Genomic DNA, 7,966 nt, shown 5'->3' with positions numbered 1-7,966 from the left:
AAAATGTATATCGTTGGCAGAAGAAATTATTTAGACCAGTTATCAAAAACTTCATTGATGACTTTATTCTCGATAAAAATCATCTGCTACCACAGAGAATCTATAAATAATAGTGCGTAAGTCCTATAATATTATAAATTTAAATTTTAAAAAAGCCGACTCTCGTCGGCTTCGTTAATTATCGTTCCAAAACTTCTTCCAATAATTCTTCACTCGGCGCAAAGTAATAAGCACCATCCATTGGTGTGACAAAATGCAGCAGTCGGTCATGAATGCCATCACCACTAGTACCAAACATACGAACCAACATACTGTCGATAATACTGAGATCATTGGTATAAGCAATAAAGAATAAACCTTGGTCACCACGACCATCGCCATAAGGTAATGAATGACGCAAAATTGCCAGTTCTTCACCCTCACCATCTTCTACCACAGTACGTGATACATGTGAGTTTTCAGGTTGAATTTCGTCATCTAATTCAATTGATTCAAGTTTTGTACGCCCAATCACATGCTCTTGTGCATCAACTTTGAGCTTTTTCCACTTATCTAAGTTGTGCGCATAACGCTGTGCAAAGACAAAAGAACCATCAGCAAAAATACCCGCATTTTCTGCTAATAATGCTGTTTCAGCACGGTCATCAGGAAATTGTGGATTTTCAGTACCATCAATAAAACCTGTTAAATCACGACCATCAAAATTACGGAAGCAAACACGTTCATCCAAAACTTCAACTTTATCCTGAATGCCTTCAAAGAAAGATTGGCTGAGGGCAAAGCAAATATCAGTGCGCTGAGCTGCAATGTGAATTAACACATCAGCAGGTACAACAGGCATTTCAAAAGAGCCTTGAATTGGAGCAAGTTGCTTAAAACCTATAGGTGATTGGTTATATAGCTGCGCCCATAATTCTGGACCAAAAGCGACTGCTGTTTTAATTTGAGCATTTGGATGTTGAGTGATTAAACGATCACGAGTGGTAAATAAATCTTCTAATTTTTCTTTTAATTCATCGATCGTTAAATCTTTTAAACGCAAAACAATAAAACGAGCATGATCTGAAGGTAACGGTAAAATTACAGATTGGGCAGACATTCATGGCTCCTGAAAATTATAATTCCTATGTGGCTAAGTGTATTGTGCCCTAACATTCCTTATGTGTGTAGACTTCACACTTATTTTTAAGCAGTAATTTTTGCCAAGAAAATAAGGTAAATGTCATATAATACAGTCTCCTCTATAGCTTGAGCAGCTTATGTCCTATCAAATCTGGATTGCATATATGTTGGCATGTTGGGTGATTAGTGTATCTCCCGGTGCAGGTGCAATCGCGTCGATGTCGAGTGGTTTGAATTATGGATTTAAGCATGGTTACTGGAATGCGCTCGGTTTACAACTGGCTTTATTGGTTCAAATTGGTATCGTCGCAGCAGGAGTAGGGGTGTTGTTTGCCACGACACCGTGGGCATTCTTGGTAGTGAAATGGTTCGGTGTTTGCTATTTATTGTATTTGGCTTATTTACAGTGGACTGCACCAATACAATCGATTCAAATTCAGCAAGATCTACCAAATAAATCGCGCTCTAAATTGGTTCTGCATGGCTTTTTAGTCAATATGAGTAACCCGAAAGCGATTGTGTTTTTATTGGCAGTTTTGCCACAATTTTTAGACTTATCTAAGCCGCAGTGGATTCAATATCTGATTATGGCGGTGACTATGGTCAGTATTGATCTGATTGTCATGGCAGGATATACAGGACTTGCTGCCAAAGTGTTGCGTTTATTGAAATCCCCAAAACAGCAAAAATATATGAATCGAACTTTTGCAGTGCTGTTTGCAGCAGCAGCGAGTTTATTGAGTTTGGTTCATCAGTAAAATGGAAGTTAAGATAGTGGTTAAATAAGCAGTGTAAAACATAAAAAGCCATACGATTGCATGGCTTAATTTTAGATGAGCATTAACTCAACTTTTTAAACTTCTGAACGGCAAAGATTACAGCAAACAAAATCGCCATTGTCAGTACAATGGTCAGACCTGTAGAGGTATTTAATCCCGCACTCGACCATAAACCAACCGTCACCCCCACTTGTGCAATAGCAAAGGCCCAAAGCACCATTTGTTTTGGTGAATTTGCCAATAGCCGTGCAGTTAAAGCGGGGATCACCAATAATGCCCCCATCAATAACGAACCTACAGCTCGTAAGGCCAATACCGTAAACAAAGCCAGCAATAGCATAAAGATCAGGCGTTGCCATTTGGCACTAATACCTTCACTTACCGCCATGTCAGGGTCAATGGCAATTTGAATTTGTGCTTGCCAACTTTTATAAAGAACGATCAGTGCAAAAATAATGACCCCAGCAAAAATTGGTAAGTCAGCCCATGAAATAGTGAGCAAATCACCAAACAAATAGCTAAGTAGCTCAGGTCTTAAACTTGGTAAATGCTGAATGAACAATAAGCCAGAACACAATAAGGTTGCTGAACATAATGCTAACAACGCGTCATTTGGCAGACGTGGGTCATGGAGTACCCATAAAATTGCCACCAACAGTAAGGCGATTAAGGTGACACCTGTCCACAATGGCAAACTGAGCGCACCTGCAATGGCAACACCTAATAATGTGCCGTGTGCCATGGTGTCAGCAAAAAACGACATACGTCGCCAAAGCATCAGACAACCCAATGGTGCTGTTAAAAAGACCAGCAAAGAGCCCATAATCCACGCTGGCAAAAGGAGTTGTAGCCATTCCATCATGAATTATGCTTCCGGTTCTGGATGAATATGTGGACGTGAGTCATGTTGACACGGTGTTGCTGAATCACCGTGTGCACAATGATCATGATGATGCTGATAGAACACACGATTGGTGCCAAAAATGGCTTGATATTCAGGATGTTGCTGTACATTTTCCGGCAAGCCGCTACAGCAAATATGTTTGTTTAAACACACCACGCGATGTGTGCCTTGCATGACCCATTGTAAGTCATGTGACACCATCAGCACTGCGCAGCCATATTTTTCAGGCAAGCTTCTGACGTAGTCATATAACTCAGCTTCGGACTGAATGTCCAAACCTTGCATGGGTTCATCAAGAACCAAAACATCGGGCTGACGAAGTAAGGCGCGGGCAATCAATACACGTTGGCGTTCACCGCCAGATAATTGTTGAACTTTAGACTGCTGTAATTTGGCAATACCCGTATCACGGATGATTTCTTGTTTAATTGTTGCATCGCATTTTTCTAAATCAAGCAAATCACAAACACGTAAAGGCAGGCTGTGAGATGGATTGAACTTTTGCGGAACATAAGAAAATTTCAGTTTATTGTTGCTTATGACTTGACCTGACACAGGTTTGACGATACCTAGCAAAACTTTAATCAGGGTTGATTTACCTGCGCCATTGGGACCAATCAGCGTGACAATTTCTTTTTGATGTAAAGCAAAATCAACATTTTTTAAAATGTCACGCTCGTCAATTCGAACATGGACATTTTGCAGCGCGACAATCGGTGCGGCTGCAGCACTTAATGTTTGTTGCGACACTGCTGACAGATTCCTGAGATTTCAATAATACTGTGATGTGCGGTAAAGCCATCTGACGCTGACAATTCATCAAGTTGCGTCATCAGACCTTGGGCTGAAGCTTCTTTGACAATTTTACATTCAGTACAAATTAAAAAAGCGGCTTGGTGACCTTCTCGAGGATGGCAACATGGAATATAGGCATTAATAGAGGTTAGACGATGAATAAGGCCCTTCTCTAATAAAAAGTCGAGTGTGCGATAGACCGTTGGTGGGGCAGCAGGGCGATCAGACTCACTTTTGATTTTTGCCAATAAGTCATAAGCCCCCATCGGGCCTGTGGCATTTAAGATCAGTTCCAATACTTCCTTACGCAAAGGAGTGAGGCGGGCACCTGTTGTGATGCAAAGGTTTTCGGCTTCCGCAAGGCGTTGTTCGACATTTTGATGATCGTGTACACCATGCAAAGCATTATGATGTTCGTGTGAACATGCGCTCATAGCCAACCTCAAGTACGAAACTGTTTATAGAAAAAGACTTTAAATCTTAACATGAAGCACAACGACTTACGAACAGCCGTAGGTTTTTTTGCACTTTTGTTATATTATAACACTATTCATTTTATGGTTCTCTCCCCATGTCCAGAGTAATTATCTTTTGTAGTCTTGCCTTATTCAGTGTGATGAGTTGGGCGCAGGGTTTAGTGGTTTCTACACAGCCCATTTACTTAATTGCGAAAGATGTCTTAAAAGGGGTGGAGCAGCCAACCTTATTACTTGATCATCAATCTGGTCATGATGTCAGTCTTACCCCTGCGCACCGTAAAACAGTACAAGATGCCAATCTCGTTTTATGGTTGGGCAAAGCACATGAAGCGCCATTGGCCAAAATGTTGGATGAAAGTGGCAAAAGTATCGCAATTTTAGACTCAGGCATTATTAGTGCACTTCCATTACGTGATGTTCGTGGTAAAGCCATTAAAGGCACTGTGGATACCCATGTTTGGCTTGAACCGAATAATGCTGTACGCATTGGTTTCTTTATTGCGGCACTGCGCTCACAACAATATCCAGCAAATCGTGAAAAATATTGGGCAAATGCACGTGCATTTGCACAAAAATTATTGGTGTCAGCGCAAAAAGTTGATGTAACTAACCGTGCACAACCGTATTGGTCTTATCACGATGCATACCAATATCTCGAGCGTTCGTTGAATTTATCTTTTGCTGGGGCATTGACGGATGACCCGCATGTGGCACCAACGTTGGCGCAAATAAAATTTCTTAAAGATCATCGTCCACAGAGTAAAATGTGTCTCTTGGCGGAAGGTCATGCCAATCAAAGTCAGTATCAAAAGCTCGGTGGAATTGTATTTCAACCGGTTGATGAAACGATGAGTGGGGCGGGGGATTTCATCAGTGGATGGAAAACACTCGCAGATCAAACTCAGAAATGCACACTAAATGCTCGAAAGTAATGTAAAAAATAAACAACTATTGATTAGTTTGAGAGCAGTTTGCACATCGAAAAAAACACGACTAAGGTCGGGAAAAGATTGCAAGTTAAGGGGTGTAACTCTATAATGCCTGCGATTAAAAATAATCATCAGTTAAACTTGTCAAGCATAATTGCTGTGAGTGTACAAAAATGAGCCGAACTAGTCGCATGATTGATCGACGATTAGCGAAAGCTTTAGTCATCTTACAAGCAGTAATGATTCCTGTTTCAGCCCTGATTGGTTGGGTCTTTAAAGATACGACCACAGCATATAGTGCAGCATTAGGTGCGCTGGTGTGCTGGATGGCAACTAGTTACTTTTCATGGCAGTCGTTTCGTGCGGCTGGTGCCCGTGCCTCTAAACAGGTGCTGTCAAACATGTATCGTGGCTTAATGGGCAAGTTTGCTATTGTGATTGTTGGATTCATTTTGATTTTAATCAATGTTAAACCGTTGTCAGCGGTAGCATTGTTTTGTGGTTTTATACTCGTACAAAGTATGTCGTGGATTGCACCTTTTTGGGCGACACGATTAAAAAAACGAGTATAAGCACAACACAAAATTGAAAAGTTTTTTGGAGAAAAACGAGATATCAGGCAGCACGCGATATTCGTTTTCTCTATTAGTTTTGACATTGACCAGGTGTGATTTATGGCTGCTGAAGAACATGCCCTTACTTCGACCGAGTACATTCAGCATCACTTGACTAACTTGACCTATGGCAAAATGCCAGATGGTACGTGGAAGTTAGCTGAGACTGCTAAAGAAGCTCAAGAGATGGGGTTCACTGCTATTCACTTGGATTCAATGGGTTGGTCAATCGGCCTTGGTTTGATTTTCTGTTTCATGTTCTGGATTGTTGCGAAAGCAGCAAATGCTGGTGTTCCTACCAAGTTCCAGTCTGCAATCGAAATGATTATCGAGTTTGTTGACTCAAGTGTCCGTGACACTTTCCATGGCAAATCGCGCTTAATTGCGCCACTAGCATTGACCATTTTCGTGTGGATTTTCCTCATGAACTTGATGGACTTGATCCCTGTTGACTGGATTCCTTATACAGCTCAATTGATCGGTGCAAATGTGTTTGGTATGGATCCTCACCACGTATACTTCAAAATCGTTCCATCTACTGATCCTAACATTACCCTTGGTATGGCATTATCAGTATTTGCGTTAACTATTTTCTATAGTATTCGTGAGAAAGGCCTTGTCGGATTCGGTGCTGAATTTGCACTTAACCCATTTAACCCAAGTAACCCAGTTTTAAAAGCTTTATTAATTCCAGTAAACATTTTACTTGAATTGGTAACTTTTATTGCACGTCCAATCTCATTGGCTCTTCGACTGTTCGGTAACATGTATGCGGGTGAGTTAATCTTCATTCTTATCGCGTTATTACCGTTCTGGATCCAGTGGGCGTTGTCTGTGCCTTGGGCGATCTTCCATATTCTTGTTATCACGTTACAAGCCTTCATCTTTATGATGTTGACGATCGTGTATATGAGTATGGCTAGCGAAAAGCATTAATGGTATTGCTCAACTATCATCGGGTGGTTGGGCACACAATTTTTAACTTAATTTGGTATAAACCTAACCTCTGAGGAATTATCATGGAACTAGGTCTTGGTCTTGTTGCTATTGCAGCTGCTATTTTGATCGCTTTTGGTGCTTTAGGTACTGCGATTGGTTTTGGTCTACTAGGTGGCCGTTTCCTTGAAGCTGTTGCTCGTCAACCTGAATTGGCTCCACAACTTCAAACTCGTATGTTCTTAATCGCAGGTCTTCTTGATGCTGTGCCTATGATCGGTGTTGGTATTGGCTTGTTCTTCATCTTCGCTAATCCATTTGTAGGTTAATCAGCTTAATTCCTAAATTAAACTATTGAGGAATAGCAATGAATATCAACCTCACATTGATTGGCCAAGCTATTGCATTTGCAATTTTCGTTGCATTCTGCATGAAGTTTGTATGGCCACCACTAATCAATGCGATTAGTGAGCGTCAGCGTAAAATTGCTGATGGCTTAAATGCTGCTGAAAAAGCTAAAGCTGACTTAGCTGATGCGCAAGCACAAGTTAAAGCAGAGTTAGATGCAGCTAAAGCACAAGCGGCTCAATTGATCGAACAAGCGAACCGTCGCGGTGCGCAATTGGTAGAAGAAGCTCGTACTCAAGCTGCGGCTGAAGGTGAGCGTATTCGTCAACAAGCGAAAGAAGCTGTTGATACTGAAATCAATGCTGCTCGCGAAGAATTGCGTCAACAAGTGGCTGCTCTTGCAGTAACTGGTGCTGAGAAAATTCTTAGCCAACAAGTTGATGCAGAAGCTCACAATGCCATGCTGACTCAGCTGGCTGCTAAACTTTAAGAGAGGCGGATTATGGCTGAACTCTTGACGTTGGCACGCCCTTACGCTAAAGCAGCATTTGCTTTCGCTTCTGAGCAAAGCGCAACTGACTCATGGTCACAAGTGCTTGAATTGCTTAGTGCGGCTGTGCAAGACGAAGCATTTTCAGCTTATCTAAATCGCCCTGAGCTTACACCTGCTGAGCAGGTGACTCTTTTCGCTAAAGTTTTAGGTGAAGACCAAACTGCAGCAGTGTCTAACTTCTTGACATTGCTTGCAGAGAACAATCGTTTAGTTCTTCTTCCTGAAATTGCAGCAGAATTTGAGCAGCTTAAATCACAGAATAACAATACTGTGGATGTTGTGATTGAATCAGCATTCCCATTAACTTCAGTACAAGAACAATTGCTTGCGCATGCATTAGAGAAGAAATTCGAAGCTGCTGTAAGCGTGACTGTTGAAGTTAATCCAGCCCTAATTGCTGGCGTAGTTATTCGTGCAGGCGACCAAGTGATAGATGATTCTGCACTTAATAAGCTTGAAAAAATGCGTACTCGTCTTCTAGCTTAATTGCATTTAGAAGACTGAACT

The 7,966-nt window shown here is 41.4% G+C and carries 11 protein-coding genes and 1 pseudogene; 8 read left to right on the top strand and 4 right to left on the bottom strand.

What is annotated here, in order from left to right:
• A pseudogene (locus FTT84_RS12005) lies at positions 1–110 on the top strand (IS701 family transposase); the annotation flags it as partial.
• Positions 111–178: 68 nt separating this feature from the next.
• Here FTT84_RS12005 and FTT84_RS12000 read toward each other — a convergent pair.
• On the bottom strand, positions 179–1,099 hold the full coding sequence (locus FTT84_RS12000; protein ID WP_180081255.1) for a Dyp-type peroxidase: 921 nt from the start codon (positions 1,097–1,099) through the stop codon (positions 179–181).
• A 160-nt stretch (positions 1,100–1,259) separates the two neighbouring features.
• On the opposite strand from FTT84_RS12000, the gene FTT84_RS11995 reads away from it, so the two are divergent.
• Entirely contained in the window at positions 1,260–1,880 is a 621-nt protein-coding gene (locus tag FTT84_RS11995; protein WP_067762742.1) for a LysE family transporter, read from the top strand.
• Positions 1,881–1,962: 82 nt separating this feature from the next.
• Here FTT84_RS11995 and znuB read toward each other — a convergent pair whose 3' ends face one another.
• Genes znuB through FTT84_RS11980 form a run of 3 tightly spaced genes read right to left on the bottom strand, consistent with a single transcriptional unit; the run spans position 1,963 to position 4,034 of the window.
• Positions 1,963–2,763 (bottom strand): zinc ABC transporter permease subunit ZnuB, encoded by an 801-nt coding sequence (gene znuB / locus FTT84_RS11990; RefSeq protein WP_067762741.1) that lies wholly within the window; start codon positions 2,761–2,763, stop codon positions 1,963–1,965.
• 3 nt (positions 2,764–2,766) lie between these two features.
• Positions 2,767–3,555 carry a zinc ABC transporter ATP-binding protein ZnuC gene (gene znuC, locus FTT84_RS11985; RefSeq protein WP_067762740.1) on the bottom strand — a complete coding sequence of 263 codons (789 nt, stop codon included), beginning with the start codon at positions 3,553–3,555 and terminating at the stop codon, positions 2,767–2,769.
• Positions 3,537–4,034 (bottom strand): transcriptional repressor, encoded by a 498-nt coding sequence (locus FTT84_RS11980; RefSeq protein WP_067762739.1) that lies wholly within the window; start codon positions 4,032–4,034, stop codon positions 3,537–3,539. The genes znuC and FTT84_RS11980 overlap by 19 nt, the downstream gene beginning before the upstream one ends.
• A gap of 137 nt (positions 4,035–4,171) precedes the next feature.
• Here FTT84_RS11980 and FTT84_RS11975 point away from each other — a divergent pair, with 137 nt between their 5' ends.
• From FTT84_RS11975 to FTT84_RS11950, 6 genes are all read left to right on the top strand, one after another.
• Entirely contained in the window at positions 4,172–5,011 is an 840-nt protein-coding gene (locus tag FTT84_RS11975) for a metal ABC transporter solute-binding protein, Zn/Mn family (protein WP_067762738.1), read from the top strand.
• 170 nt (positions 5,012–5,181) lie between these two features.
• Positions 5,182–5,580, top strand: a complete 399-nt coding sequence (locus tag FTT84_RS11970; RefSeq protein WP_067762737.1) for an ATP synthase subunit I — start codon at positions 5,182–5,184, stop codon at positions 5,578–5,580.
• A gap of 102 nt (positions 5,581–5,682) precedes the next feature.
• Positions 5,683–6,558, top strand: a complete 876-nt coding sequence (gene atpB, locus FTT84_RS11965) for a F0F1 ATP synthase subunit A (protein WP_067762736.1) — start codon at positions 5,683–5,685, stop codon at positions 6,556–6,558.
• A gap of 83 nt (positions 6,559–6,641) precedes the next feature.
• Positions 6,642–6,887, top strand: coding sequence for a F0F1 ATP synthase subunit C (gene atpE, locus FTT84_RS11960; protein WP_016654735.1), 246 nt, complete (start codon positions 6,642–6,644; stop codon positions 6,885–6,887).
• Positions 6,888–6,925: 38 nt separating this feature from the next.
• Positions 6,926–7,396 carry a F0F1 ATP synthase subunit B gene (locus FTT84_RS11955; RefSeq protein ID WP_067762735.1) on the top strand — a complete coding sequence of 157 codons (471 nt, stop codon included), beginning with the start codon at positions 6,926–6,928 and terminating at the stop codon, positions 7,394–7,396.
• Positions 7,397–7,408: 12 nt separating this feature from the next.
• On the top strand, positions 7,409–7,945 hold the full coding sequence (locus FTT84_RS11950) for a F0F1 ATP synthase subunit delta (protein WP_180058298.1): 537 nt from the start codon (positions 7,409–7,411) through the stop codon (positions 7,943–7,945).
• Positions 7,946–7,966: the final 21 nt, after the last annotated feature.

This window comes from Acinetobacter sp. YH01019, assembly GCF_013420285.1.
Lineage (GTDB): Bacteria > Pseudomonadota > Gammaproteobacteria > Pseudomonadales > Moraxellaceae > Acinetobacter > Acinetobacter gandensis.
The sequence above is the reverse complement of the archived record's forward strand: the minus strand, read 5'-3'. Positions and strand labels throughout refer to the sequence as shown.

Bases quoted from the DNA above. Each gene is read 5' to 3' on its own strand.
- FTT84_RS12000 (WP_180081255.1), bottom strand. From the start codon at position 1,099: ATGTCTGCCCAATCTGTAATTTTACCGTTACCTTCAGATCATGCTCGT.
- FTT84_RS11995 (WP_067762742.1), top strand. From the start codon at position 1,260: ATGTCCTATCAAATCTGGATTGCATATATGTTGGCATGTTGGGTGATT.
- znuB (WP_067762741.1), bottom strand. From the start codon at position 2,763: ATGATGGAATGGCTACAACTCCTTTTGCCAGCGTGGATTATGGGCTCT.
- FTT84_RS11980 (WP_067762739.1), bottom strand. From the start codon at position 4,034: ATGAGCGCATGTTCACACGAACATCATAATGCTTTGCATGGTGTACAC.
- FTT84_RS11975 (WP_067762738.1), top strand. From the start codon at position 4,172: ATGTCCAGAGTAATTATCTTTTGTAGTCTTGCCTTATTCAGTGTGATG.
- FTT84_RS11970 (WP_067762737.1), top strand. From the start codon at position 5,182: ATGAGCCGAACTAGTCGCATGATTGATCGACGATTAGCGAAAGCTTTA.
- atpB (WP_067762736.1), top strand. From the start codon at position 5,683: ATGGCTGCTGAAGAACATGCCCTTACTTCGACCGAGTACATTCAGCAT.
- atpE (WP_016654735.1), top strand. From the start codon at position 6,642: ATGGAACTAGGTCTTGGTCTTGTTGCTATTGCAGCTGCTATTTTGATC.
- FTT84_RS11955 (WP_067762735.1), top strand. From the start codon at position 6,926: ATGAATATCAACCTCACATTGATTGGCCAAGCTATTGCATTTGCAATT.
- FTT84_RS11950 (WP_180058298.1), top strand. From the start codon at position 7,409: ATGGCTGAACTCTTGACGTTGGCACGCCCTTACGCTAAAGCAGCATTT.